Source organism: Pseudoduganella sp. jia 9 (assembly GCF_055502615.1).
Genome location: NZ_JBUPWE010000006.1, coordinates 17,125 through 40,273 on the forward strand (window position 1 = coordinate 17,125; position 23,149 = coordinate 40,273).

The following is a 23,149-nucleotide window of genomic DNA, read 5'->3' on the forward strand; positions in this document are numbered from 1 at the left end:
ATAAAGCATTTCGGTGTACCATATTGTCCGCATGCAAACTAGTTCTGCATGCGCGACCGTTTCACATCCAGAGACCGGTAACAAGCCGGCGACAAATTGGTAAACCCGCTACTGCTTTACAAGAGCACTGCCCGAGAGAGTTTGAAATGTCCTTCCTGAAAGATCTGACCGCATCTCCGTCGTACAATCCGAACCGCGTCCTCGACGCCATCATCAGCAAGCTGCAACTGAAGAACGACGCGGCGCTGTCCCGCGCGCTCGAAGTGGCGCCTCCGGTCATCAGCAAGATCCGCCACAACACGCTGCCGATCGGCGCCACGATCCTGATCCGCATGCACGAAGTCAGCGATTACTCGATCCGCGAACTGCGCGAGTTGATGACGCACTGACGATGACGCACCGAGGTGCAAAAAAGGCCGGCCCCGTTCGCGGGGGCGGCCTTTTATCATTGGCAAATCGGCTCAGGCGCGATCAGGCCAGGCGCGGGCGTTCCGTATAAAACGCTTCCTGCGACGGTGCTGCCTCGATACGGCCCGAGTACGCCGTGGCGGCCCGGCCCGAGTAGGCGGTTTCGGTGCCGACGCGGCCGGAATACGCGGTTTTCGGGTTCACGTTCGCGTCGCTGATCCGGCCCGAATATGCCGTTTTCGCGGCCACGGTGGGTTCGCTGACCCGGCCCGAGTAGGCGATGCGGCCGGAATAGGCGGTATCGGTGCCGATGCGGCCCGAGTATGCCGTGTCGGCGCTGATGCGCCCGGAGTAGGCAGTGTCGGCGCTGATGCGGCCGGAGTAGGCGGTGTCGGTGCCGACGCGGCCGGAATACGCCGTTTCGGTGGCGGCGCGGCCGGAGTATGCGGTTCCGGCATTGCGCAGGTAAGGCTCGCCGAAGGTTTCTTCGTACAGTTCCTTCATCCGGTCGCCCACGCGGCGGTGCGCTTCCACGTCGTCTTCGCCGCGCAGGCCGATATACGGGAAGTGATGCAGGAAATAGCCGAACACCTGTTCGCAATCGACCGCATACTTCATCGTGTCCAGGATGTGGTAGTGCCAGAACGTGTCCACGTCCATCAGCGGCGCGGTCTGCTCGTTCGGGAACGTCTTCATCAGGTACAGGAAGCGGCGGTACTCGAACTCGACGGCATTGGCTTTTTCCAGCGACCAGCCTTCGCCGGATTCCTCATGCATCAGCTTGACTTTGATGGGGTCCAGATCGAGATCGGCAATCGGTTTGAAGTGCTCGGAAGAAATCATGTAATCCTCTCTGATGTAATGGCGGTTACTGGCGACAGGGCGGCCACCCAATGATTGTTGATGCATGGAAACATCAACAGGGCTCAGTATAGGACCAGATTGCCGATTGCAACGCCGCGCTTTCAATCGTGTGCGAGGTCTCAAGGGGAAATGCGGAACTGACGTTGCAGTCCCGCAACATCCATATCAGGCCGCGGCTGGCACCAGGCGCGGACGCTCCGTGTAGAAACCGTCGACCGTGGCGCGGGCCGACCACGCCATTGCTGGCGCTGGCGTAGCGGGCGCGCGGGCGGACCAGACCGTGGTGGCGGCCAGGCCGGCCGGTGCGCGGGCCGACCACGCCGTTGCCGCGGCCAGGCCCGCCGGCGAGCGCGCGGACCAGGCAATCTGTGCGGGGGCACGCGCGGACCATGCCGTGCCGGCCTGGCGTTCCGGCGCGCGGGCGGACCAGGCGGTGGTGGCGCTGGTGTAATCCTCGCCGAACGTTTCCTCGTAGAGTACGCGCATGCGCTCGCCCATCTGCCGGTGCGCTTCCTCGTCCGCTTCGCCGCGCAGGCCCACGTAGGGGAAGTGATGCAGGAAATGGCCGAACACGGCCTCGCAATCGGCCGCGTACTTCATCGTGTCGAGGATGTGGTAATGCCAGAACGTGTCCACGTCCATCAGCGGCGCGGCTTCTTCGTCGGGATATTTCTTCATCAGGTACAGGAAGCGGCGGTACTCCTTTTCCACCGCGTTGGCGTGCTCCAGGCTCCATCCCTCGCCGGATTCTTCGTGCATCAGTTTGACCTTGATGGGTTCCAGGTCCAGGGTATCGATAGCGTTGCGGTCGGTCATTGGAATCTCCTTGTAGTTGAGAATAATCAACACTTGCCGGTTACAAGGACTATTCTTGTCCTTGCGTAAAGGCACCTATTGATTTTGATCAAACTATAGAGAACTCCTATGATGCTAGTGAGCAAGCGATCACTGGCCGACAAATGCGCCGGCGGGCTGCGTGGCGCGCCAGGCCATCGGCACGGTAACGGTAACGGTGGTGCCGCCATGCGGCCGGCTGACGATCGAGCAATCGCCGCCGAGCAGGCTCATGCGTTCTTCGATGCCGACCAGGCCGAACGAACCATTCTTGTTGCGGCTGCCGTCGTGCAAGCCGATGCCGTTGTCGGCGATCGTCATGCGCAAGGTGCCGCCGAGCTGGCGCAGTTCAACGCGCACATGCGTGGCGCGGGCGTGCTGCTGGATATTGCTGAGCGATTCCTGCAGCACGCGGAACAGTGCCACGGCGCAGCGGTCATCCACGTCGGGCGTGCCTTCCGGATCCACCACGTCGCATTCGATGCCGGAGCGCTTGCGGAACTGCGTGGTCTGCCATTCGACCGCGGCGGACAAGCCCAGGTCCAGCACATTGGGCCGCAGGTCGTTGATGATGTTGCGCACGCTGCGGATCGTATCGTCGATCTGCTTCAGCGTGGCGGTGGCGCGCGCGTGCAGGCGCGGATGGCGCTGCGACGTGCGGCTGGCCAGGATATCGGCCTCGATGCGCAACGCCAGCAGGTTCTGTCCCAGGTCGTCGTGGATTTCGCGCGCGATGCGCTTGCGTTCTTCTTCCTTGATCTGTTCGGCGTGCGCAGCCAGCCGGCGCAGGCGCTGGTGCGACAGTTGCAGCTTGGCCTGGCTGTCGCGCAGTTCCCGCGTCATGTCGCGCGCCATCTGCAGCGCCCGCCGGCGCGACGATACCTGGGCATGGAACAGCGCGTACATCAGCAGCGTGCTGACGAACCCGACCAGCGCGGCAAGCCAGGGCAGGTAGGCGTCGAATGTGGAAAACAGCGCGGAGCGGGGCGCGTCGAAATAGACCTGCCACAGGCGGCCGTTGAAATTCAGCGGCAGGCTCAGCTGCACATGATTGTCCGGCGGCGCCCGGCCGGCGGACGATTCGATGCTGTCGAACAGCAGGTAGCCATTCGGCGTCTTGCTGTTCGGCGGCGTGCCGAGGCTGGTGTTGTACAGGCGCACGCGGATCTCGCGCACCGGCGTATCGACCATCGCGGCTTCCACCAGGCGCGGCACCGAAAAGCCGATGCCCACCGATCCCAGGTAGGCGGCACGCCGGTCCTCCACGGTGTCCACCGGCATGTCGGCGCGGTAGACCGGCAGGCGCAGCGGCATACCGAACTGCGTGGGCGCTTCCGGCAGCTGCACCGGCACCCCGGAGCTGGACATCTCGCCGGTGTCGCGCGCGCGTGCCAGCGCCTGCGCGCTGGCCGGCCGGGCCGACAGGTCATAGCCGAATTTTCCCTTGGCACCGTACATCGGTTCCAGCAGCGTGATCACCGTGTAGTAAGGCCGCTTGCCCGGCGGGGAGATGCGGAATTCCGGATAGCCCAGCTCGCGCACCGCCGCGCCGCGCATCTGTTCCTCGAATGCGGCGCGCCCCTCGTCCGGCACGTACTGGGCAAAGTTGATGCTGGCGATCGATGGAAAGTTGTGCGGAATGTCCAGTCCCCGCACATAGCGGTGGAAACTTTGCGGCGACATGCCTTCGCTGGCCTGGAAATGGCTGGCGGTGCCGCGCAGCACGTCGGTACATGCCTTGATACCGCCGGCAATGTTGTACTGGATGCTGCGTGCCTGGTTGCGGAAGCGCTCCAGTGCCTCGCTTTCCAGCGAATTGGCCATCCAGGCATAAAAGCCCGCACCGACCAGCATCGACAGCAGCACGCCGCTCCACCAGGAAGGTTTGGCTTCGTGCAGTTTTCCTGACAGAGGTTGTTTCATGGACGGCGGCGCGCAGAGAAAGCTGGGTTCGTGGCCAAAATATAGGCAGTCGGTATGAGCTGCGTCAAGAACAAAGCCGCTATCGGACGTTAACCGTTGCGGTGGGTGCAGCCTTGATCCCTGCTGTCATGGAAAACTGACAGGAACTTAAGCATTGTGACTATCGGTGTTCCGGCATGGCTGAAAAAAGGCCGCCTCGGGGGCGGCCTGGTCTGCCTGGATTATTTCGTGCCCCAGCTGTCTTTCAGCGTGACGATGCGGTTGAACACGGGTTTGCCCGGCTGGGAATCGACCCGGTCGGCGATGAAGTAACCGTGGCGTTCGAACTGGAAGCGCTGTTCGGCTTGCGCATCCTTCAGGCCCGGTTCCAGGTACGCCGTCACGACTTCCTTGGCCTTCGGGTTGAGGAACTGCTTGAAATCCTTGCCGCCGGCATCCGGTTGCGGGTCCGTGAACAGGCGGTCGTACAGGCGCACTTCGGCTTCCAGCGCGGCGCTGGCGCTGACCCAGTGGATGTTGCCCTTCACCTTGTAGTTGTTGGCGCCATCCGTGCCGGACCGGCTGTCGGGGAAGTAGTTGACGTGCACGGCGGTAACCTTGCCGCTGTCATCCTTGTCATACCCGGTGCATTCGGCCACGAAGCCGTATTTCAGGCGCACGCGCGCGCCCGGCTGGTCGCCGATCGGCGGATAGAAGCGGAAGTAGCCCTTGCTCGGCACTTCCATGAAGTCTTCTTCCTCGATCCACAGTTCGCGGGTGAACGGGAACGTGCGGTTGCCCAGCTCGGGGTGGTGCGGATGGACGGGCGAGCTGCATTCGACGCTGTCGTTGGCATCGAAGTTATCGACGATCAGTTTCAACGGCTTGAGCACGGCGATCGCGCGCGGCGCCTTCGGGTCCAGGTCTTCGCGCACGGCGCCTTCCAGCACGCCGAAATCGATCCAGCCATCCGATTTCGTCACGCCGGTGCGCTCGGCCATCAGCTGGATGCCTTCCGGCGTGAAGCCGCGCCGGCGCATGCCCACCAGCGTGGACAGGCGCGGATCGTCCCAGCCGTCGACGATGCCTTCTTCGACCAGTTGGCGCAGCTTGCGCTTGGAGGTGACGATGTACGTCAGGTTCAGCCGCGAGAATTCGTACTGCTTCGGCAGCGGCTTCTTGAAGAAGCCGCCTTCTGCCAGCGTTTCCAGCAGCCAGTCGTAGAACGGGCGGTGATCCTGGAATTCCAGCGTGCACACGGAATGGGTGATGTTCTCCAGCGCGTCCGAGATCGGGTGCGTGTAGTCGTACATCGGGTAGATGCACCACTTGTCGCCGGTGCGGTGGTGGTGCGCGTGGCGGATCCGGTAGATGGCCGGGTCGCGCAGGTTCATGTTCGGCGACGCCATCGCGTCTTCGCTCATCTTCGCGCGCAGGATGTGTTCGCCGTCGGCATACTTGCCGGCCTTCATGTCGCGGAACAGTTGCAGCGATTCCTCGGCCGGGCGGTTGCGGAAGCGCGAGTTCACACCCGGCGTATTGAAATTGCCCCGGTTGGCCGCCATTTCCTCGGCGCTCTGGCTGTCCACGTAGGCGTAGCCGGCCGTGATCAGGTACTCCGCCATCTCGTACAGCCGGTCGAAGTAATCGCTGGCATAGTGCAGGTAGGCGTCACCGTCGGCGGAATCCTGGTTTTCCCAGGAAAAGCCCAGCCACTTGACACTGTCCATGATGGAGTCGACGTATTCCTGCTCTTCCTTGGCCGGATTGGTGTCGTCGAAGCGCAGGTGGCAGCGGCCCTGGTAGTCGCGCGCCAGGCCGAAATTCAGGCAGATCGACTTGGCGTGGCCGATGTGCAGGTAGCCGTTCGGCTCGGGCGGGAAGCGGGTGATGACTGGCGGCAGACCCTCGCGCTGGTGCGCGCCGGTAGCCAGGTCGTGTTCGACGATGTTGCGAAGGAAATTCGGCGCTGGGGCCGCTGCGGCAGTCTTTTTGTCGTTGCTCATGTACGAAGGCGGGAATTGGAGTCGATTGACGGCCATTTTACCGTACACGCGCCTGCGCGGCGGGACGGCGGAGCGTTTTCTATAGGATAATTCGCCCTTACGCCCTCGTTTTGGACAAGAGTTACTAGGCAGATAAAACATGGATAATTTGTACAACGTGCTCGGCGTGGCCCCGAACGCAACGGACGACGAGATCAAGAAGATCTACCGTTCGCTGGCCATGCGCTTCCACCCGGACCGCAATCCCGAGCCGGGCGCCGATGCCCGTTTCAAGGCCATCGCCAAGGCCTACGAGGTATTGTCCGACCCGGCAAAGCGGGAAGAATACAACCAGAGCCTGAACCACCGGATCATCATCGATCCGGAGGAGGAAGCCTACCAGTTATGGCGTTCCGTCTTCAGCCTGCATGGCGTGGCACTGCCAACCGCCTGAGCAAAACACAGCATTCAAGAAGAGAGTCAGCAATGAGAAGAGTACACCCCGAGTTCGCCTTCCAGGCGCGCGAACTGGCCGACCAGATCGAAGGCATCCTCGGCGACCCGCCGGACCGCAAGAACTACCAGGCGATGACGAAGGCGCTGGTGACCGAATATGCCAACGGCGGCGGCATCGAGGATCTGAACATGATGGCGTTCGCGCTGGTCGACGTGATCGAGATCGCCGAGCCGAAGACGCTGCTGGCCGATGCCGAGGACTTCGAGTTCGGCGATCCGGCGCGCGTGTTCTCGGCCGTGTCGTGCCCTGAAGGCGAGCCTGCCCGCATGCTCGAAGCGATCGAGGAAAACCATCCCGACCTGGGCCGCCAGGCCATCGTTACCGCTTTCCTGCACAAGCATCCACGCATGTGGGACGACGACGACACGTCGCTCGACCAGCTGGCCGAAGGCGACGACGGCGATGACGACGAAGAGGAAGGCGGCGCCAGCGAGGAATTCACCCAGATGTTCGACCAGGAAGGAGAGCGTTGATGTCCGACGAAAAATCCCATCTGCCCGCACTCAGCAAGCAGGTGACGGAACTGGTGCTGGCCGGTTCGCTGAGCCATGCCGAGCAGGCATTCGCCGATGCGGCCGAGCAGCATGGCGACCTGGCCGTGGCCGAGGTGCTGCAGAACATCCCGCCGCACGTGACGGCGCTGCACATGGCCGGCTTCGATGGCGGCAAGCTGTCGCTGGCCACGCTGCTGGTGCCGCCGAAGGCGTGGGCCGACAGCCTGGCCTACATCGCCGCCACGTGGAACGAGGACATGATCGAGGATGACCCCGAGCGCATCGCCGAGTCGCTGTTCTCGCACATCCACGGCGTGGTGTTCGGCACGGAGGACGAGGAGCGCCGCCGCGAACTGCTGCAGGAAGCGTCCGCCACCGACCATGGCGCGACCGTGTTCGCGATCGTGTTCTCGCTGGCGCCGAAGGAAATGCTGGAAGTGGCCGGCGAGGTGATCTCGAAAGGCCAGTACATCACCGCGCAGTCGTCGTCCGACAGCGACGTAGTACCGCTGGCCGTGGCGCTGGCGCAGGCCAGCGAGGATGGCTGGGACCGCGCGCTGTTCGAGCTGTTCCCCGAGTTCCGCCACAGCGCCGACCTGGCCGACGCCGAGTATTCCGACGATCCGGACGAGGAAGAACCGTCGGTGCTGCAGCGCTCGACGAAAGAGCTGCTGTACCGGCTGCGCAAGCAGGTGCCGAGCACCCGCAGCGGCAGCGCCCGCGGCGGCCGACGCAACCTCGGCACGGGGATCTTCTCCTGATGCTGCCGGCACTCGTACGCGAAAACCTGCCAAGACTGACGCGCGCGATCAAGCTGCTGCCGGGCGATCCCCGCCCGGACGCGGCCGTGATGCTGGCCGACGAACTGGCCGGCATCACGGCGATGGTCGCCGAGAAGTTCACCAACCACCGCACGTCCGAGGGCATCCAGAAAGCCGTCAACCTGACGGTAGGCGGCGTGTCGCTGGGCCTCGAGCAGCTGCTTGCCGTGGACAGCGATGCGGCCGCGCTCGACTTCCTCGTCGATAACGGCGCCGAGGCCGCGTTCCAGGCCGGCTTCCGCCAGCTGAAGGACCTGGCCGCGATGCCGGAAGATACGCTGGTGGGCGAATACGACCAGGACCCGGTGTATGCGCAGCGGCGCCTGCGCGACATCTTCTTCGATATCTGTCTGACCGACCCGAACGCGAACTGGGATGGCCCGGCGCGCTACCAGGCGCAGCTGAAACAGCGGCAGGAAGCGCAGGCCGTGGTGCGTTTCGCCAACTGGCTGCGCCGCCACAACAGCGCCGGCGCCATCAAGGACACCGACCTGAACGCGGAAGGCGTGATCGCGCTGGCGATCATCTTCGCCGTCGAAGGGGGCGGACGCATCGTGGCGCGCACCGGCCAGAAGGACTTCGAGCGTTTCGTCAAGGCGGTGCGCGCGAACAAGCCCGACTTCGAAGCCGGCTGGGCCGAACTCGCCGCCGCCGTGCCCGTCCAGCACCACCCGGTGCTGCTGAACCGCATCGACCTGTATCGCAAGGGTTGCACGGTACTGCAGCACATTCCCGGCCGCACGGCGATGAAGACGCTGTTCGCCGAACTGGAGAACTACGCCGGTTCGGAACTGGACGCCGACTACGACTAACCCACGGCAAAACTGGGGACGTACCCCTGTTTAGAGGAAACACGGGCCGTCCCGTGTTCTCATGTCGTCGAGGCTATGGGCTGAAGCATCGATGACCGGCCCCACGCTTGGATGGCCCAGTATCGATGGCATTTCCTGCAAACAGGGGTACGTCCCTAGTTTTCCTGAAAACAAGGGTACGTCCCCAGTTTTTGGTTCGGCGATCAGTCGATGGCGGCGGCTTGCGCGAGTGCGAGGAATGCTTCCACCAGCGGCCCGCCGCCATCCGTGCGGCGGGCCAGCATCAGTGCTGTCGTCGCCTGCGGGTCGTCCAGTGGCCGGTACACCACGCCGTCCATGTGGATGCCCTCGAACGAGCTCGGCAGCACGGAGATGCCGCAGCCGGCGGCCACCAGCCCGATGATCGTCGACGCCTCGCCTGCCTCCATCGCGATCTGCGGCGTGAAGCCGGCGGCGCGGCACATGCGGAACAGTTGCGGGTGGATGCCCGTGCCTGCGTCCTTTGGAAAGATCACGAACGGCAGTCCCTCCAGGTCTTTTACCGTGATGGCGTCCATCGACGCGATCGGCCAGTCCGCCGGCAATACCAGGCGCAGCGGGTCGTGGCGCAGCGTCGTCAGCGTGATGGTGTCCGGGATCGGCACGCTGACGGTGCGCACGAAGCCGATGTCCAGTTCGCGTGCTTCCAGTTTCGCCAGTTGCGGCAAGGTTGCCATCTCCTGGAACGTCAGCAGCACGCCGGGATACTGCTGGCGGTAGCGCCGCACCACCGAGGCGAACAGCGGGGTGAACGGGGTCGAGAACGTGAACCCGACGCGCAACTCGCCGGCCTCGCCCCGCTGCGCGCGCCGCGCGGTTTCCTTTGCCTGCTCGGACAGCGCCAGCACGCGCCGCGCATCGGCCAGGAACAGCTTGCCCGCTTCCGTAAGGCGCACCCAGCGCTTGCTGCGCTCGAACAGTCGCGCGCCCACTTCATGTTCCAGCGCCTGGATTTGCTGCGAGAGGGGCGGCTGGCCGATGTGCAGGCGCTCGGCGGCGCGCGTGAAGCTTAGTTCCTCGGCCACGGCGACGAAATAACGCAGGTGTCGAAGCTCCATTTGTTATCGCTTTTAAGTATTAGTGATGACTCAAATATATATTGGACAGTAATACGGGGCAATCCTACCATCGCTCTATCGTCCTTGAAAGCACAACACCATGGAGCGCATTTCCCCCGCCAGTCCCGCCTTCCGGCGCACCAACCGCGCGCTGTTCTTCGGCGGCTTTTCCTGTTTCGCCCTGCTGTACTGCGTGCAGCCGCTGATGCCGCTGCTGGCGCACCAGTTCGCGCTGACGCCGGCGCAAAGCAGCCTGTCGCTGTCGGTCTCGACGGGGGCGCTGGCGGTGTCGCTGCTGCTGTCGTCGATCGTTTCCGACCGCATCGGCCGCAAGGGCCTGATGATCGGCGCGCTGTTCCTGGCCGCCGTGATGACGCTGGTCTGCGCGCTGGCCCGCAACTATCCGCAACTGCTGGTGGCGCGTGCGCTGCTGGGCCTGGGGCTGGGCGGCATGCCGGCCGTGGCGATGGCTTACCTGAGCGAGGAGATCGAACCGGAGTCGCTGGGCCTGTCGATGGGGCTGTACATCAGCGGCAGCGCGTTCGGCGGCATGCTGGGGCGGGTCGTGACGTCGACGCTGTCCGACGTGTTTTCGTGGCGCGTCGCCATGGCGGCCATGGGCGTCGCCGGCCTGTACGCGGCCTGGGAATTCTGGCGCAGCCTTCCCGCGTCGCGCAATTTCCGCCCCGCGCAGGGCGGACTGGGCGGCATGGCCGCCGGCTTGCGCCGCCACCTTGCCGACGCCGGCCTGCCATGGCTGTTCGCACTGGCCTTCCTGCTGATGGGCTGCTTCGTCAGCGCCTATAACTTCATCGGCTTCCGGCTGATGGGCGCGCCGTTTTCGCTGCGCCCGAGCATCGTCGGCGGCATTTCCTTCCTGTACCTGCTGGGCATCTACAGTTCCGTATGGGCCGGGCGCCTGGCGGACCGCCTGGGTCGCCGCAAGGTGCTGTGGGCCACGTTGTCGGCAATGCTGGCCGGCCTGCTGCTGACGCTGGCCAACAACCTGATGGCGATCGTCGCCGGCATGGCGCTGTTCACGTTTGCGTTCTTTGCCTCCCATTCGATGGCCAGCAGCTGGGTAGGACGGCGTGCCCGCGCGCCCCAGGCACTGGCGTCGGCACTGTACCTGTTCTTCTATTACCTCGGATCGAGCGTCGTCGGCTGGCTGTGCGGCGTGCTGTGGGCACATGGCGGCTGGCCGGGCGTGGTGGCGCTGCTGGCGTCGCTGCTGGCCGCCGGGCTGCTGGTCGCGTTGCGGCTCCGTCACCTGGTGCCGGTGGAAACGGCCCTGAAGGCGCAGGCCGCATAATGTGTTGCAAAGCTCGAGCCCGCTGCAAAGCTCGAGCCCGCTGCAAAGCTTGAGCCCGCTCAAGCCTGAGGCAAACTCAGGCAACCTTCGGCCCGCACCACTCTCCAAGCATCACCGGCGCATCCGCTGCCGCCCATCCATGGAGAGAAATATGGGAGAACAGGAAATTCGCAGCCGCTTCAGCAGCATCCGGCTTGCCGTCGGCCAGGCCGCGCAGGCGCTGTCCGCCGAGCGCAACCTGCCTGGAGAGTTGCGCGACTACATCCAGAAGCTGGACCGGCAATCCGACCGTATCACCGACATCCTCGCGCTGCGCGATCGCGCGCGCATCGTCAAGCTGATCAGCGACATGGAACTGCTGGGCGCGCGCGCCCGCCGCGTCTGCGGCAGCGGCCTGCCGCTGTCGGGCCAGATGAAATCGGCCGTGAACCACATGCACAATGAACTGATCGACTTCAAGCAGCATCTGCACTGAGTTGGGGCGATGGCGCCGGGGCCTGCTGTGTCACTTCCATGGGCCATGCTTCAGGATCGCGGCTTCCCGCATCATCCTGCGTGGCGACCGGCGTCTTGCAGGGCCGCTTCGATGGCATGAAGCGGCCTTTTTTTGCCCGCCGGTTTTCCCTGTTCGCCCCTTTTTGCGGCAAGCGTGATAGTGTCGCAGCCATGTGGCCCTATCCAACCATGATCGCGCATCGCGGCGGCGGCACGACCGCCCCCGAAAACACCATCGCAGCGCTGGCCGCCGGCCTGCGCCACGGCTATCGTGCCGTCGAGTTCGACGTGATGCTGTCGCGCGACGGCATCGGCGTCGTCATGCACGACCCGGATTTCGGCCGCACCGTGGCCGAAGCGGGCAGCATTGCCGGAACCGATGCCGCCGATATTGCCAGGCTGGACGCCGGTTCATGGTTCGGTGCCGAATTTGCCGGCGAGCCGGTACCGCTGTTCGTGCCGTTCGCCGAATACTGCAAGGCGCACGAACTCTGGATGAACGTGGAAATCAAGCCGGCGCCGGGCCATGACGAAGCCACCGGCCGCCATGTGGCCGAGACAGTGCGCAGGCTGTTTCCCGCCGAAAGCGATGCGGCCAGGCTGCCGCTGCTGTCCTCGTTCAGCGCCGCGGCGCTGCGTGCCGCCCGTGCCGCGGCGCCGGAACTGCCCCGTGCGATCGCCTTCGAAGGCCTGCCCGACGACTGGGAAGGACAGGCGCGCGAACTGGGCGTGCTGTCGGTGCACGTCGACCATGCACAGTTGACGCCGGCGCTCGCGGCAGCCGTGAAAGCGGCCGGCTTCGGCCTGTTTTGCTATACCGTCAACGATCCCGGGCGTGTCCGCACGCTGCTGTCCTGGGGCGTGGATGCCATCTGCACCGACCGTATCGACCTCCTGCCGGCGGACTTCAAGTAAGCATAAGCGTTATATAATCGACGTTTTGCATTTCAGCCAGGGCGCCCGCCCGCCTTCAGCCTGTCTCTAATAACCTGCACCAGCCAAATGAAATCATCCGAAATCCGCGAGAAGTTCCTTAAATTCTTCGAGTCCAAGGGTCACACGATCGTCCGTTCCAGCCCGCTGGTACCCGGCAACGATCCGACCATGCTGCTGACGAACTCCGGCATGGTGCAGTTCAAGGACGTGTTCCTCGGACTGGATACGCGCCCGTATTCGCGCGCCACCACCGTGCAGCGCTGCGTGCGCGCCGGCGGCAAGCACAACGACCTGGAAAACGTGGGTTACACGGCACGCCACCATACGTTCTTCGAGATGCTGGGCAACTTCAGCTTCGGCGACTATTTCAAGCGCGACGCGATCGCCTACGCGTGGGAATTGCTGACCAAGGTGTACGGCCTGCCGGCCGAGAAGCTGACCGTCACCGTCTACCAGGAAGACGACGAAGCCTACGACATCTGGGCCAACGAGATCGGCGTGCCGAAAGAGCGCATCATCCGCATCGGCGACAACAAGGGTGCGCGCTACGCGTCGGACAATTTCTGGCAGATGGCCGACACCGGCCCGTGCGGCCCGTGCACCGAGATCTTCTATGACCACGGCGCGGAAATCTGGGGCGGCCCTCCGGGTTCGGCCGAGGAAGACGGCGACCGCTTCATCGAGATCTGGAACCTGGTGTTCATGCAGTTCAACCGCGACGAAGCCGGCAACATGACGAAGCTGCCGAAGCCGTGCGTCGATACCGGCATGGGCATGGAGCGCCTGGCCGCCGTGCTGCAGCACGTGCACAGCAACTACGAGATCGACCTGTTCCAGAACCTGATCAAGGCTGCCGCCCGCGAAACCCGCACGGAAGACCTGGAAAGCAAGTCGCTGCGCGTGATCGCCGACCATATCCGCGCCGCCTCGTTCCTGATCGTCGACGGCATCATCCCGAGTTCGGAAGGCCACGGCTATGTGCTGCGCCGTATCATCCGCCGCGCGCTGCGCCATGGCCACAAGCTGGGCCAGGCGAAACCGTTCTTCTACAAGCTGGCGGCCGACCTGGACAAGGAAATGGGCAGCGCGTATCCGGAGCTGACGGAAAAGCTGGCCTACGTGCAGCAGGTGCTGAAGACGGAAGAAGAGCGCTTCGGCGAAACGCTGGAAAACGGCATGAAGATCCTCGAAGCGCAGCTGGTCAAGGATCCGCACAAGCTCGATGGCGGTACCGCCTTCACGCTGTACGACACCTATGGCTTCCCGCTGGACCTGACGGCCGACATCTGCCGCGAGCGCGGCGTGACGCTGGACGAGGAAGGTTTCGTTGCGGCGATGGAAAACCAGAAGCGCACCGCGCGCGCGGCCGGCAAGTTCAAGATGGCCGCCAACGTCGAGTACACCGGCGCGAAGACCAGCTTCGTCGGCTACGAGCAGCTGGTGTTCGATTCGGCCGTCATTGCGCTGTACAGCAATGGCGCCTCGGTGCAGGAACTGAAGGCCGGCGAAGCGGGCATCGTGGTGCTCGATACCACGCCGTTCTATGCGGAATCCGGCGGCCAGGTGGGCGACCAGGGCATCATCCAGAGCGCCGGCGCGAAATTCACCGTGGACGATACGCTGAAGATCCAGGCCGACGTGTTTGGCCAGCACGGCGTGCTGGAAAGCGGCGCGCTGAAAGTGGGCGATAAAGTGTCCGCCCAGGTCGATACCGTGAAGCGCGCGCGCACCATCCGCAACCACTCGGCCACGCACCTGATGCACAAGGCACTGCGCGAGGTGCTGGGCGGCCACGTGCAGCAGAAAGGCTCGCTGGTCGATCCGGACAAGACCCGCTTCGACTTCAGCCATAACGCACCCATGACGGCCGAGCAGATCGCGCGGGTGGAAGCGATCGTCAATGCCGAGATCCTGGAAAACCATCCGGTCAAGGCGCAGCACATGTCGTTCGACGACGCCGTCAAGCATGGCGCGATGGCGCTGTTCGGCGAGAAGTACGGCGACGAAGTGCGCGTGCTGGACATCGGCTCGTCGAAAGAGCTGTGCGGCGGCGTCCACGTCACCCGCACCGGCGACATCGGCCTGTTCAAGATCGTCTCCGAAGGTGGCGTGGCGGCCGGTATCCGCCGCGTGGAAGCCGTGACGGGCGAGGGCGCGCTGGCGCTGGTGCAGGCAATGAACCGCCGCCTGAACGAAGCCGCCGCCGCGCTGAAGTCGACGCCGGAGGACATCACGTCGCGCATCGGCCAGGTGCAGGACCAGGTGAAGGCGCTGGAAAAGGAACTGAATGCGCTGAAGTCGAAGCTGGCGTCCGGCCAGGGCGACGAACTGGCCACGAAGGCCATCGACATCAAGGGCATCAAGGTGCTGGCTGCCACGCTGGAAGGCGCCGACGTCAATGCGCTGCGCGAGACGATGGACAAGCTGAAGGACAAGCTGAAGACCGCCGCGATCGTGCTGGCAGCCGTGAACGGCGACAAGGTCAGCCTGATCGCCGGCGTGACGGCCGATTCGATCGGCAAGGTGAAAGCCGGCGAACTGGTGAATTTCGTGGCCCAGCAGGTGGGCGGCAAGGGCGGCGGCCGTCCGGACATGGCGCAGGCCGGCGGCACCAATCCGGCCGCGTTGCCGGAAGCCCTGGCCGGCGTGCAGGGCTGGGTCGAGCAGCGCGTATAAGCCAACTGGCGGGGAGAAGGGCGGCGCCAGCCGCCCTTTTTTGATTGTATGTATGAATGGCATGCCGGGGCGGACGCCCTGTCGCGGGGCACAGGGCGCACGGTAATGACGCAGTGCGTCAGAGCTTGATTTAGGTCTATACTGCGGTTTCGACCTTATGGCTCCAGCAGGTCTTTACTTTATTGAATCGTACGTTGCAAAAGTGCAACGTCTTGCGAACTCTTTTGGTGCACTGCGTCAAGGCACACTTTTTGGAGTAGACTGTCGTGACTCTGCACAATACTTGTGAGAATTTTTGATGAGCGATACTTTACTCGACACTGAAATCATGGAATTTCATAAGGAAATCGATGCACGGGGCTTGAACTGCCCGCTGCCGATCCTGAAGGCGAAGAAGGCGCTGGCCGAACTGGAGAGCGGCCAGGTGTTGCGCATCGTGGCGACCGACCCCGGTTCCGTGCGCGACTTCCAGGCGTTCGCCAAGCAGACCGGCAACCCATTGTTGTCGCATGTACAGCAGGGCGCCGAGTTCACCTTCCTGATGCAGCGGAAGTAACCCGGCGACCTTCATGGCGCCGCCACAGCGGCGGACAAGGGGACAGTTCCTGGCATCAGGACTGTCCCCTTGTTGTTTCTATTGCCGAAAACAAAATATTCCCTGGCTGTCCAGCGACCTGATCGAACAACGTCTGTTTTAGAGGAATGCTACTAGCATGAAAACGTACGGTCGTGCTTTAATTCCGCCGTGGCCTGGAAAAACTCCTATAATCTAGCCCATTTCACTTATCACTTTTCCCAAAGGCATCCCATGAAAGTCCTGGTACCTGTCAAGCGCGTGGTCGACTACAACGTCAAGGTGCGCGTGAAGTCCGACGGCACTGGCGTCGATATCGCCAACGTCAAAATGTCGATGAACCCGTTCGACGAGATCGCCCTGGAGGAAGCCACGCGCCTGAAGGAAGCGGGCAAGGTGACCGAGATCGTGGCAGTGTCGGCTGGTGTGGCGCAGTGCCAGGAAACCCTTCGCACGGGCATGGCGATCGGCGCCGACCGTGGCGTGCTGATCGAAACGAGTACCGAACTGGAGCCGCTGGCCGTGGCCAAGCTGCTGAAGGCACTGGCCGACAAGGAACAGCCGCAACTGATCATCCTGGGCAAGCAGGCGATCGACGACGATTCGAACCAGACCGGGCAGATGCTGGGCGCGCTGCTGGGCTGGCCGCAAGCCACCTTCGCCTCCAAGGTCGTGCTGGAAGACGGCAAGGTCACCGTGACCCGCGAAGTCGATGGCGGCCTGGAAACGCTGTCGCTGGCACTGCCGGCGATCGTCACCACTGACCTGCGCCTGAACGAGCCGCGCTACGTGACGCTGCCGAACATCATGAAGGCGAAGAAGAAGCCGCTGGAAACGGTCAAGCCGGAAGACCTGGGCGTGGACGTGACGCCGCGCCTGAAGACGGTGAAAGTGGCCGAGCCGGCCAAGCGTTCCGCCGGCGTCATGGTGCCGGACGTTGCCACGCTGGTGTCGAAGCTGCGCACCGAAGCCAAAGTCATCTAAATACAGGAATCACACATCATGGTCGCACTCGTCATCGCAGAACACGACAACGCCAGCCTGAAAGGCAGCACCCACCACACCGTTACCGCTGCCGCGCAAGCCGGCGGTGAAGTCCACGTCCTGGTCGCCGGCGCCAACGCTTCGGCCGCCGCCCAGCAGGCCGCCCAGATCGCCGGCGTCACCAAGGTGCTGCTGGCCGACGCGCCGCACTTCGCCGACGGCCTGGCCGAAAACGTGGCCGAGCAGATCCTGGCCGTTGCCAGCGCCTATTCGCACATCCTGGCGCCGGCCACCGCCTACGGCAAGAACATCCTGCCGCGCGTGGCCGCCAAGCTGGACGTGGCGCAGATTTCCGAGATCACCAAGGTCGATTCGCCCGACACGTTCGAGCGTCCGATCTACGCCGGCAATGCGATCGCCACCGTGCAATCGTCGGACAAGGTGAAAGTCATCACCGTCCGCACCACCGGTTTCGATTCCGCCGCCTCCACCGGCGGCTCGGCCGCCGTCGAGAACGTGACGGCCGTCGCCGACTCCGGCAAGTCGAGCTTCGTGGGCCGTGAAGTGGCCAAGTCGGACCGTCCGGAACTGACGGCCGCCAAGGTCATCGTTTCCGGCGGCCGCGGCATCGGCTCGGCCGACAACTTCAAGGTCCTGGAGCCGCTGGCCGACAAGCTGAACGCGGCCATGGGCGCTTCGCGCGCCGCCGTCGACGCCGGCTACGTGCCGAACGACTGGCAGGTGGGCCAGACCGGCAAGATCGTCGCGCCGTCGCTGTACATCGCCGTCGGTATCTCCGGCGCGATCCAGCACCTGGCCGGCATGAAGGATTCGAAGACGATCGTGGCCATCAACAAGGATCCGGAAGCGCCGATCTTCTCGGTGGCCGACTACGGCATCGTCGGCGACCTGTTCGAGATCGTTCCGGCACTGGTAAAAGAACTGGGCTGATCCTCACCAGGGACCTGACCCCACCACGAGCCACGCTGGCCAGGCACCACCGCCCGGCCACCGTGGCTTTTTTTTTGGAGACGACAATGAGCTATACCGCCCCGATCAAAGACATGCTGTTCGTGATGAACGAACTGGCCAACCTGGACGCCGTCAGCGCGCTGCCCGGCTGCGAAGACGCCACGCGCGATACGGCCGAAGCCGTGCTGGAAGAGAACGCCAAGTTCGTCAGCGGCGTGATCGACCCGCTGAACCATGCGGGCGACAAGGAACCGAGCTACTGGCACGACGGCCAGGTCACGACGACAAAAGGTTTCAAGGAAGCCTTCCGCCAGTTCGCCGACGCCGGCTGGCAAGGCCTGCAGCACCCGCAGGACTTCGGCGGCCAGGGCCTGCCGAAGCTGATCGGCACGCCGTGCGTGGAAATGCTGCATGGAGCGAACCTGTCGTTCGCCCTGGTGGCATTGCTGTCCGACGGCGCCATCGAAGCGCTGATGACGGCGGGCAGCGATGAACAGAAGGCCACCTATCTGGAGCCGCTCGTCACCGGCAAATGGACCGGCACGATGAACCTGACCGAGCCGCAGGCCGGCTCGGATCTCGCCGCCGTGCGCACGCGCGCCGAGCCGCAGGGCGACGGCACCTACAAGATCTTCGGCACCAAGATCTTCATCACCTACGGCGAGCACGACATGACGGAAAACATCGTGCACCTGGTGCTGGCGCGCACGCCGGACGCGCCGCCGGGCGTGAAGGGCATCTCGCTGTTCATCGTGCCGAAGTTCCTGGTCAACGCGGATGGTTCGCTGGGCGCGCGCAACGACGCGCACTGCGTCTCCATCGAGCACAAGCTGGGCATCAAGGCCAGCCCCACGGCGGTGCTGCAGTTCGGCGACAACGGCGGCGCGATCGGCACGCTGGTCGGCGAGGAAAACCGCGGCCTCGAATACATGTTCATCATGATGAACGCGGCCCGTTTCGGCGTGGGCATGCAGGGCATCGGCCTGGCCGAGAACGCGTACCAGAAGGCGGTGGCGTTCGCCCGGGAGCGGGTACAGTCGCGCGACGTGGCCGGCTCCAGCGGCCCGGTATCGATCATCCACCACCCGGACGTGCGGCGCATGCTGATGTCGATGCGCGCCCAGACCGAGGCGGCGCGCGCGCTGGCCTATGTGGGCGCCGGCTTCCACGACATCGCCCATCACCACGAGGACGAGGAAACGCGCGCGGCGCACCAGGCGGTGTACGAATACCTGGTTCCCGTCATCAAGGGCTGGTCGACCGAGATGAGCGAGAACGTGGCGCGCGACGGCGTGCAGGTGCATGGCGGCATGGGCTTCATCGAGGAAACGGGCGCCGCGCAGCACTATCGCGACGCGAAGATCCTGACGATCTATGAAGGCACGACGGCGATCCAGGCCAACGACCTGGTCGGCCGCAAGACGCTGCGTGACGGCGGCAAGGTTGCCGCGCACCTGATCGCGCAAGCGCGGGCGACGGGCACGCAATTGGGCGAACAGGAAGGTGGCGACTTCGCCGCCGATCTGGCCGCGATCCGGGGCCGGCTGGAGCAGGGCGCCGCCGACCTGGAAGCAGTGGTCGGCTTCGTGCTTGCCAATGCGAAAAGAGATGTGAAGGCGGTGTTTGCCGGCAGCGTGCCGTACCTGAAGCTGGCCGGCATCGTGCTGGGCGGCTGGCAGATGGCGCGCGCCGCGCTGATCGCCCAGCAAAAGCTGGCGTCCGGCGCCGGCGATGCCGCGTTCTACCGGGCCAAGATCGCCACCGCGCGCTTCTTCGCCGACCATTTCATCGCGCAATCGGGTGCGATGCGCGCCGCCATCGTCGATGGCCACGCCGGCGTGCTGGCGTTGCCGGAAGAGATGTTCTGACGTTTCAGCCGATCAGCCCGTGCCCCACCGGCGGCGGAGTCTCACGTGCGCCGGGCTGTTGTCCAGCGCCGGCGTGGGGTTGCTGCTGGCGCGGCGCGCCTGATCAGCTGCGTACGATCGAGCCGCGATCCTTGCGCACCCGGTCGCCCTTGCGCATGTGCGGGTCGTTGGCAAAGCTGTACGAGGCAGTGCGGCCGTTCTCGTAGCGCACGCTGACAGTCCACGACTTTTCCTTCTTCATCTTGCCCTCGATGTGCTTGCCGGCATAGGCGCCGCCAACGGCACCGGCCACGGTGGCCAGATCGCGGCCCGTGCCGCTGCCGATCTGGTTGCCCAGCAGGCCGCCGGCCACGCCGCCAACGATGACACCCGCGGCGCCACCCTTGCCATCCTTCTCGACGACGCGCACGCCGGTCACCTTGCCGCAATCGTTGCAAACGCGTTTCTTGTGGTGCGGGTCGGCGTGGGCACCGGCCATCAGCGTGGACAGGGCGAGGGCGGTGAGGGCGGTGGACAGTGCGGCGCGGAATTTCATGATTGCTCCAGGTAATGACAGATGGGCGCAGTATAGGCGGGCGCACGCCCACCAAGGCCGGGCAAATTGTAATCTCTTGTAAATATGCAATGTCTGCAATGATCGGCAGGCCGGCCGACATGGACGAAACGGCAGGTCAGCCGACCTGCACGGTCGGCAGGACAGCCGACGATGCACTGATCGGCAGACTGACTGGCAGGTCAGCCGACGATGCAGGAAACGGCAGGTCAGCCGACGATGCACGAAACGGCAGGTCAGCCGTATGCGCCCCCCGTGTACAGCAGGTCGAACAGGCGGGCCAGCGTGGCGATCAGGGTGCCGGCACCCACCATCACGGTGGCGACGAGTACCACGGCCAGCGGCCAGCGCGAATCGCTGCGGCGAACCGAGCCGCTGTTGTAGGTGGCATCCCATTTTTCGTCCGGCATCAGGCCCAGCACGAGCGCTTCGAGGAAGCCGGCCAGCATCGACAGCGTCAGCGGCAGGTACCAGAAATACCAGTTGGCCGCCGGTGCCGCGCCCATCGCGATGCCGCAGGCGGGCAGGGACGCCGCATGCAGCCAGCCCCAGCGGTCATTGAACCCTTTCAGGTAGAAGCGGTGAATGCCCAGTCCGCCGAGGGCGAAGGCAAGCAGCGTGGCCAGCGTTTTGTTTTTATGCGACATGTCGATGAGCGTGGCAAAGTTTCCAGGAACTGCTCAGTATCGGGCAAAATCCGCTGCCTGTGTGGGCCGGCACGACAGCCGATACCGGGGAGAAGCCAATTTGCGATTGCCCATCGGGTCCATATAAGCGATAATCATGGATTGCCCCAACTCTCACTATTGTCAATAATTCTTGCTGGGCAATGGAGGAGCACGCTATAATCGGCGGCTTTTTCCGACTCAGTACACTTTTTGGAAATATTATGGTCGTTATTCGTTTAGCTCGTGGTGGTGCCAAGAAGCGCCCTTTCTACAACATCGTTGCAACCGATTCCCGCAATCGTCGTGATGGTCGCTTCGTCGAGCGTATCGGTTTCTTCAACCCGATGGCTTCGGGCAAGGAAGAGCTGCTGCGTATCGCCGCTGACCGTCTGTCGTACTGGCAAGGCGTTGGCGCACAGCTGTCCCCGGCTGTCGAGCGTCTGGTCAATTCGCAAAAAGCAGCAGCCTAAGTTTTCGCGGGTTCGAGCGGTTTGAGCGGCAAGAGCGAAGCCGGGGACGTTCCCGGCGATCTGGTACAGGTGGGATTCATCGCCGGTGCCTACGGTCTGGTTGGCGGAGTGCGGATTCGTCCATTCTCCACGGATGCCGACGCCTTGCTGCACGCAACAACCTGGTGGCTGGACAAGCCGGGCCTGCGCGACGTCGAAGTCAAGCGGGCCAGGATGCATTCCGGCGACGTGGTGGCGACGCTGGTCGAAATCACCGACCGGAACATGGCGGAAGCGCTGAAGGGTGCCGCGGTCTTCATCCCGCGCAGCCAGTTTCCGCAGCTGAAAGATGAAGATGAATTTTACTGGGCCGACCTGATCGGCCTGGAAGTCGAGAACCTGCAGGGCGAACGCCTGGGCGTGGTGCACGACATGATGAGCAACGGGCCCCAGTCGATCCTGCGCATCACGGATCAGGCTGATCCGGAGTCGCCGGCCACGCAGTCGGCAAATGAGCGCCTGATCCCGTTCGTGGAGCAGTTCGTCATCAAGGTAGACCAGGAAGCGAAGAAGATCGTCGTGGACTGGGGCCTTGATTACTGAGCGCCGTTTTCCGAATCTGTCCCCTGAATCCGCTCCCATGCAGTTCGACGTCGTCACGCTGTTCCCCGAGATGTTCGCCGCGCTCACGCAGTCCGGCGTCACGCGCCGTGCGCACGAGCAGGGCCGGTGGGGCCTGAACCTGTGGAATCCGCGCGATTTCACGACCGACAACCACCGTACCGTGGACGACCGGCCCTACGGCGGCGGCCCCGGCATGGTGATGCTGGCAAAGCCGCTGGAGGCCACGATCGCCGCCGCGAAACGGCGCCAGGTCGTGGCCGGCCTGCCCGCGCCGCGCGTGGTGTTCATGTCGCCGCAAGGCCGGCAGCTGACGCATGCGAAGGTGATGGACCTGAAGAACGAGCCCGGGCTCGTGATCCTGTGCGGCCGCTACGAAGCAGTCGACCAGCGTTTGCTGGACCGCTGCATCGACGAGGAAATCAGCCTCGGCGACTTCGTGCTGTCCGGCGGCGAACTGCCGGCGATGGCGCTGATGGATGCGGTAGTGCGGCAGTTGCCCGGTGTGCTGAACACCGATGCCTCGGCCGTCGAAGACAGCTTCGTCAACGGCCTGCTGGATTCGCCGCATTACACGCGGCCCGAGGTGTACGAAGGCGTGGCCGTGCCGCCCGTGCTGATGGGCGGGAACCACGCCGAGATCAACAAGTGGCGCCGCGAGCGCATGCTCGAAGCCACTGCGCACAAGCGGCCCGATCTTCTCGACCGGGCCCGCGCTGCGGGACTGTTGAGCAAGCAGGATGAAAAGTTTTTGGCGGGTTTGGCAAAACCTGCTTAGTTGTGCATGCAGTAAGCGGCGTCAGCCGTGTGCAGTACCCGTGCGGACCGGTGACGGTCCGCTTGTTTAAACCCATCCTCTACCGGGCAATTCAAAAGCTGCGCCGGCAAGATGGCAACAGGAGTCATACAATGGATCTGATCCAGCAACTCGAGCAAGAAGAAATCGCCCGCCTGGGCAAGAACATCCCCGACTTCGCCCCTGGCGATACCGTGGTGGTGAATGTGAACGTGGTCGAAGGCACGCGCAAGCGCGCCCAGGCTTACGAAGGCGTCGTGATCGCCCGCCGCAACCGTGGCCTGAACTCGAACTTCATCGTTCGTAAAATCTCGTCCGGCGAAGGCGTCGAGCGTACCTTCCAGCTGTACTCCCCGCTGATCGCTTCGATCGAAGTGAAGCGTCGTGGTGACGTCCGTCGCGCCAAGCTGTACTACCTGCGCGAGCGTTCGGGCAAATCCGCACGTATCAAGGAAAAACTGCCGAACCGCCGCGCCGCTGCTGCGACGAAAGGCGAGTAATCGGCATTCTT

Annotated in this window: 24 protein-coding genes; 17 read left to right on the forward strand and 7 right to left on the reverse strand. The window is 64.0% G+C overall.

Annotated elements, in window-relative coordinates; genetic code table 11:
* Positions 1 to 146 precede the first annotated feature (146 nt).
* A complete protein-coding gene (locus ACY34H_RS08160; protein ID WP_464976997.1) occupies positions 147 to 389 on the forward strand; it encodes a hypothetical protein in 243 nt (80 codons plus the stop codon).
* 82 nt (positions 390 to 471) lie between these two features.
* Here the strand turns inward: ACY34H_RS08160 and ACY34H_RS08165 are convergent, their stop codons facing one another.
* The 4 genes from ACY34H_RS08165 to ACY34H_RS08180 form a co-directional block, all read right to left on the reverse strand.
* On the reverse strand, positions 472 to 1,251 hold the full coding sequence (locus tag ACY34H_RS08165) for a glycine-rich domain-containing protein (RefSeq protein WP_464976998.1): 780 nt from the start codon (positions 1,249 to 1,251) through the stop codon (positions 472 to 474).
* Positions 1,252 to 1,437: 186 nt separating this feature from the next.
* On the reverse strand, positions 1,438 to 2,088 hold the full coding sequence (locus ACY34H_RS08170) for a glycine-rich domain-containing protein (protein WP_464976999.1): 651 nt from the start codon (positions 2,086 to 2,088) through the stop codon (positions 1,438 to 1,440).
* A 129-nt stretch (positions 2,089 to 2,217) separates the two neighbouring features.
* A complete protein-coding gene (locus ACY34H_RS08175; RefSeq protein WP_464977000.1) occupies positions 2,218 to 4,029 on the reverse strand; it encodes a CHASE domain-containing protein in 1,812 nt (603 codons plus the stop codon).
* A 221-nt stretch (positions 4,030 to 4,250) separates the two neighbouring features.
* On the reverse strand, positions 4,251 to 6,014 hold the full coding sequence (locus ACY34H_RS08180) for a glutamine--tRNA ligase/YqeY domain fusion protein (RefSeq protein ID WP_464977001.1): 1,764 nt from the start codon (positions 6,012 to 6,014) through the stop codon (positions 4,251 to 4,253).
* A 139-nt stretch (positions 6,015 to 6,153) separates the two neighbouring features.
* Here ACY34H_RS08180 and ACY34H_RS08185 point away from each other — a divergent pair, with 139 nt between their 5' ends.
* The 4 genes from ACY34H_RS08185 to ACY34H_RS08200 are packed head-to-tail and all read left to right on the forward strand — an operon-like array spanning position 6,154 to position 8,637.
* Positions 6,154 to 6,447 (forward strand): DnaJ domain-containing protein, encoded by a 294-nt coding sequence (locus ACY34H_RS08185; RefSeq protein WP_464977002.1) that lies wholly within the window; start codon positions 6,154 to 6,156, stop codon positions 6,445 to 6,447.
* Between the two features lie 32 nt (positions 6,448 to 6,479).
* Positions 6,480 to 6,983: a hypothetical protein gene (locus ACY34H_RS08190; protein ID WP_464977003.1), complete on the forward strand. Its 504-nt coding sequence runs from the start codon at positions 6,480 to 6,482 to the stop codon at positions 6,981 to 6,983.
* Positions 6,983 to 7,765 carry a hypothetical protein gene (locus ACY34H_RS08195; protein ID WP_464977004.1) on the forward strand — a complete coding sequence of 261 codons (783 nt, stop codon included), beginning with the start codon at positions 6,983 to 6,985 and terminating at the stop codon, positions 7,763 to 7,765. Before ACY34H_RS08190 ends, ACY34H_RS08195 begins: the two co-directional genes overlap by 1 nt.
* Entirely contained in the window at positions 7,765 to 8,637 is an 873-nt protein-coding gene (locus ACY34H_RS08200) for a hypothetical protein (RefSeq protein ID WP_464977005.1), read from the forward strand. The genes ACY34H_RS08195 and ACY34H_RS08200 overlap by 1 nt, the downstream gene beginning before the upstream one ends.
* 203 nt (positions 8,638 to 8,840) lie before the next feature.
* On the opposite strand, the gene ACY34H_RS08205 is transcribed toward ACY34H_RS08200, so the two are convergent.
* Complete coding sequence (locus ACY34H_RS08205; RefSeq protein WP_464977006.1) at positions 8,841 to 9,734, reverse strand: LysR substrate-binding domain-containing protein; 894 nt, start codon at positions 9,732 to 9,734, stop codon at positions 8,841 to 8,843.
* 100 nt (positions 9,735 to 9,834) lie between these two features.
* Between ACY34H_RS08205 and ACY34H_RS08210 the strand changes: the two genes are divergently transcribed.
* From ACY34H_RS08210 to ACY34H_RS08245, 8 genes are all read left to right on the forward strand, one after another.
* Positions 9,835 to 11,046: an MFS transporter gene (locus tag ACY34H_RS08210; protein ID WP_464977007.1), complete on the forward strand. Its 1,212-nt coding sequence runs from the start codon at positions 9,835 to 9,837 to the stop codon at positions 11,044 to 11,046.
* Positions 11,047 to 11,197: 151 nt separating this feature from the next.
* Positions 11,198 to 11,521 (forward strand): hypothetical protein, encoded by a 324-nt coding sequence (locus ACY34H_RS08215; RefSeq protein WP_464977008.1) that lies wholly within the window; start codon positions 11,198 to 11,200, stop codon positions 11,519 to 11,521.
* Between the two features lie 191 nt (positions 11,522 to 11,712).
* Positions 11,713 to 12,456, forward strand: a complete 744-nt coding sequence (ugpQ, locus tag ACY34H_RS08220) for a glycerophosphodiester phosphodiesterase (protein WP_464977009.1) — start codon at positions 11,713 to 11,715, stop codon at positions 12,454 to 12,456.
* Between the two features lie 87 nt (positions 12,457 to 12,543).
* Entirely contained in the window at positions 12,544 to 15,153 is a 2,610-nt protein-coding gene (alaS, locus tag ACY34H_RS08225; protein ID WP_464977010.1) for an alanine--tRNA ligase, read from the forward strand.
* Between the two features lie 328 nt (positions 15,154 to 15,481).
* Complete coding sequence (locus ACY34H_RS08230; RefSeq protein WP_130190229.1) at positions 15,482 to 15,709, forward strand: sulfurtransferase TusA family protein; 228 nt, start codon at positions 15,482 to 15,484, stop codon at positions 15,707 to 15,709.
* 252 nt (positions 15,710 to 15,961) lie between these two features.
* Positions 15,962 to 16,711 (forward strand): electron transfer flavoprotein subunit beta/FixA family protein, encoded by a 750-nt coding sequence (locus ACY34H_RS08235; protein WP_464977011.1) that lies wholly within the window; start codon positions 15,962 to 15,964, stop codon positions 16,709 to 16,711.
* Between the two features lie 18 nt (positions 16,712 to 16,729).
* A complete protein-coding gene (locus ACY34H_RS08240) occupies positions 16,730 to 17,662 on the forward strand; it encodes an electron transfer flavoprotein subunit alpha/FixB family protein (RefSeq protein WP_464977012.1) in 933 nt (310 codons plus the stop codon).
* An 86-nt stretch (positions 17,663 to 17,748) separates the two neighbouring features.
* On the forward strand, positions 17,749 to 19,551 hold the full coding sequence (locus ACY34H_RS08245; protein ID WP_464977013.1) for an acyl-CoA dehydrogenase: 1,803 nt from the start codon (positions 17,749 to 17,751) through the stop codon (positions 19,549 to 19,551).
* Positions 19,552 to 19,654: 103 nt separating this feature from the next.
* Here ACY34H_RS08245 and ACY34H_RS08250 read toward each other — a convergent pair whose 3' ends face one another.
* On the reverse strand, positions 19,655 to 20,086 hold the full coding sequence (locus tag ACY34H_RS08250) for a glycine zipper 2TM domain-containing protein (RefSeq protein ID WP_464977014.1): 432 nt from the start codon (positions 20,084 to 20,086) through the stop codon (positions 19,655 to 19,657).
* Between the two features lie 254 nt (positions 20,087 to 20,340).
* On the reverse strand, positions 20,341 to 20,751 hold the full coding sequence (locus ACY34H_RS08255; protein WP_464977015.1) for a TM2 domain-containing protein: 411 nt from the start codon (positions 20,749 to 20,751) through the stop codon (positions 20,341 to 20,343).
* A 242-nt stretch (positions 20,752 to 20,993) separates the two neighbouring features.
* Here ACY34H_RS08255 and rpsP point away from each other — a divergent pair, with 242 nt between their 5' ends.
* From rpsP to rplS, 4 genes are all read left to right on the forward strand, one after another.
* The gene (gene rpsP / locus ACY34H_RS08260) at positions 20,994 to 21,242 is read left to right on the forward strand and encodes a 30S ribosomal protein S16 (RefSeq protein WP_131147267.1); all 249 of its coding nucleotides are present in this window, start codon (positions 20,994 to 20,996) and stop codon (positions 21,240 to 21,242) included.
* A gap of 21 nt (positions 21,243 to 21,263) precedes the next feature.
* Positions 21,264 to 21,824: a ribosome maturation factor RimM gene (gene rimM, locus ACY34H_RS08265; RefSeq protein WP_464977016.1), complete on the forward strand. Its 561-nt coding sequence runs from the start codon at positions 21,264 to 21,266 to the stop codon at positions 21,822 to 21,824.
* A gap of 37 nt (positions 21,825 to 21,861) precedes the next feature.
* Complete coding sequence (trmD, locus tag ACY34H_RS08270) at positions 21,862 to 22,620, forward strand: tRNA (guanosine(37)-N1)-methyltransferase TrmD (protein ID WP_464977017.1); 759 nt, start codon at positions 21,862 to 21,864, stop codon at positions 22,618 to 22,620.
* Positions 22,621 to 22,751: 131 nt separating this feature from the next.
* Positions 22,752 to 23,138 (forward strand): 50S ribosomal protein L19, encoded by a 387-nt coding sequence (rplS, locus tag ACY34H_RS08275; RefSeq protein WP_464977018.1) that lies wholly within the window; start codon positions 22,752 to 22,754, stop codon positions 23,136 to 23,138.
* Positions 23,139 to 23,149: the final 11 nt, after the last annotated feature.

Bases quoted from the DNA above. Each gene is read 5' to 3' on its own strand.
- ACY34H_RS08160 (WP_464976997.1), top strand. From the start codon at position 147: ATGTCCTTCCTGAAAGATCTGACCGCATCTCCGTCGTACAATCCGAAC.
- ACY34H_RS08165 (WP_464976998.1), bottom strand. From the start codon at position 1,251: ATGATTTCTTCCGAGCACTTCAAACCGATTGCCGATCTCGATCTGGAC.
- ACY34H_RS08170 (WP_464976999.1), bottom strand. From the start codon at position 2,088: ATGACCGACCGCAACGCTATCGATACCCTGGACCTGGAACCCATCAAG.
- ACY34H_RS08175 (WP_464977000.1), bottom strand. From the start codon at position 4,029: ATGAAACAACCTCTGTCAGGAAAACTGCACGAAGCCAAACCTTCCTGG.
- ACY34H_RS08180 (WP_464977001.1), bottom strand. From the start codon at position 6,014: ATGAGCAACGACAAAAAGACTGCCGCAGCGGCCCCAGCGCCGAATTTC.
- ACY34H_RS08185 (WP_464977002.1), top strand. From the start codon at position 6,154: ATGGATAATTTGTACAACGTGCTCGGCGTGGCCCCGAACGCAACGGAC.
- ACY34H_RS08190 (WP_464977003.1), top strand. From the start codon at position 6,480: ATGAGAAGAGTACACCCCGAGTTCGCCTTCCAGGCGCGCGAACTGGCC.
- ACY34H_RS08195 (WP_464977004.1), top strand. From the start codon at position 6,983: ATGTCCGACGAAAAATCCCATCTGCCCGCACTCAGCAAGCAGGTGACG.
- ACY34H_RS08200 (WP_464977005.1), top strand. From the start codon at position 7,765: ATGCTGCCGGCACTCGTACGCGAAAACCTGCCAAGACTGACGCGCGCG.
- ACY34H_RS08205 (WP_464977006.1), bottom strand. From the start codon at position 9,734: ATGGAGCTTCGACACCTGCGTTATTTCGTCGCCGTGGCCGAGGAACTA.
- ACY34H_RS08210 (WP_464977007.1), top strand. From the start codon at position 9,835: ATGGAGCGCATTTCCCCCGCCAGTCCCGCCTTCCGGCGCACCAACCGC.
- ACY34H_RS08215 (WP_464977008.1), top strand. From the start codon at position 11,198: ATGGGAGAACAGGAAATTCGCAGCCGCTTCAGCAGCATCCGGCTTGCC.
- ugpQ (WP_464977009.1), top strand. From the start codon at position 11,713: ATGTGGCCCTATCCAACCATGATCGCGCATCGCGGCGGCGGCACGACC.
- alaS (WP_464977010.1), top strand. From the start codon at position 12,544: ATGAAATCATCCGAAATCCGCGAGAAGTTCCTTAAATTCTTCGAGTCC.
- ACY34H_RS08230 (WP_130190229.1), top strand. From the start codon at position 15,482: ATGGAATTTCATAAGGAAATCGATGCACGGGGCTTGAACTGCCCGCTG.
- ACY34H_RS08235 (WP_464977011.1), top strand. From the start codon at position 15,962: ATGAAAGTCCTGGTACCTGTCAAGCGCGTGGTCGACTACAACGTCAAG.
- ACY34H_RS08240 (WP_464977012.1), top strand. From the start codon at position 16,730: ATGGTCGCACTCGTCATCGCAGAACACGACAACGCCAGCCTGAAAGGC.
- ACY34H_RS08245 (WP_464977013.1), top strand. From the start codon at position 17,749: ATGAGCTATACCGCCCCGATCAAAGACATGCTGTTCGTGATGAACGAA.
- ACY34H_RS08250 (WP_464977014.1), bottom strand. From the start codon at position 20,086: ATGAAATTCCGCGCCGCACTGTCCACCGCCCTCACCGCCCTCGCCCTG.
- ACY34H_RS08255 (WP_464977015.1), bottom strand. From the start codon at position 20,751: ATGTCGCATAAAAACAAAACGCTGGCCACGCTGCTTGCCTTCGCCCTC.
- rpsP (WP_131147267.1), top strand. From the start codon at position 20,994: ATGGTCGTTATTCGTTTAGCTCGTGGTGGTGCCAAGAAGCGCCCTTTC.
- trmD (WP_464977017.1), top strand. From the start codon at position 21,862: ATGCAGTTCGACGTCGTCACGCTGTTCCCCGAGATGTTCGCCGCGCTC.
- rplS (WP_464977018.1), top strand. From the start codon at position 22,752: ATGGATCTGATCCAGCAACTCGAGCAAGAAGAAATCGCCCGCCTGGGC.